The organism is Paenibacillus barengoltzii NBRC 101215 (assembly GCF_004000745.1).
Classification (GTDB): Bacteria; Bacillota; Bacilli; order Paenibacillales; family Paenibacillaceae; genus Fontibacillus; species Fontibacillus barengoltzii.
Map to the genome: position 1 here is coordinate 1 of NZ_BILV01000155.1, position 1243 is coordinate 1243.

Below are 1243 nucleotides of genomic sequence, written 5' to 3' on the forward strand. Positions count from 1 at the left end.
AGGCCCGCGGCCCAGCCGCCCAGCGCAGCGGTCAGCGCGCCGCGCGACTCGCTCAGCAGCAGGGCGAGGGCGAACAGCAGGGCGAGAGCCCCCGCCCGCTGCCCGCGCCAGCTGCCTGCGCGCGTAAAAGCGGCCCGCTCCATCCTCGCGAGCCGCATCAGCCGCTCCAGGAGAAACGCCGCCATCACGGCACCGAAGGCGTTGGGGTACTGGAGCAGCCCGCCCAGCCGGGCACCGGTCGCCGATACGGCTGGATTCGCAGTGCGCAGAATCGCGCCGGGGATCGGCAGCAGGCCATAAACCGCGGCCAGTGCCGTTACAGCGAGCAGCCCGCCGATCAGCAGCCATCCGGCCTCAAGCCAACGGCGGGCACTCAGGGACTTCGCTGCGGCTAGCCCCCCTAGCGCCGCAGCAAATACGCCCAAGAACGCCCACAGCCGCAGGGCTTCCAGCGTCGATTGCATCGACAACGGTCCCGCGGCCAGCCGCCAAGCGTATCCCGCTGCGATGACCAAAGGCCCTGTCGCTAGCAGCAAAACCCACCGCACGCTTGGCTCTGTCCATACCCCCGCCCGAGGCGCAGCGCTACCGAACTGATACGTCCCAAGCTCAAGCTCAGACGATCCAAACTTAAAAGGTGCAAGCTCATGCGGTGCAAGCTTATACGTTCTAACCTCATGCGGCCCATAGTCTGTTTTCCTTAAATTCTGCCCGAATCCAGTCGAGATGGCCCATCCGCCTGCAACCACCACACCCGCAATGAGCCATACGGACACCAGCAGCAACGCCCCCGGCCGCCCGGTCCAATACAAACCTTGATTCAAGCAAACCCATACGCCGCTTAACCATACTGCCGCAGTCACTCCCCTAACTCGCCAATGCTGCACACCCTCCACCTCCTCATCTTTATCTTCTTTCAGTCAGCCTAACGTCCCTAACGTCTGCCTCACGCGCGCCCACCGCCACCAACCTTTTCAAGATCATCTACTTTTTCCACAATTCCCTCTCTCTCGTTCCTCCGCTTCATCTACCTCTTTTTTACTGTTACTTTTCGATCCCTCATTAACCTTTTCACCTCTTTTCCACCTTCTCTAAGCCCCCTCTGCTATTCCAGCCCTGTATGTTCGCTCCCCCAACTCTCGCGCCATTCACTTTACTCCATTCATTGGCAAGTTCAATTCGGAGTATTCTTCCGGGAGATGGAGTTACTTGCATAAATCAATGTAAAAGCCCTAAGGTCCCC

1 pseudogene is annotated in these 1243 nt (G+C 60.3%); it reads right to left on the bottom strand.

The window, feature by feature from the left end:
- A pseudogene (locus tag PBA01S_RS22595) lies at positions 1-887 on the bottom strand (hypothetical protein); the annotation flags it as partial.
- Positions 888-1243: the final 356 nt, after the last annotated feature.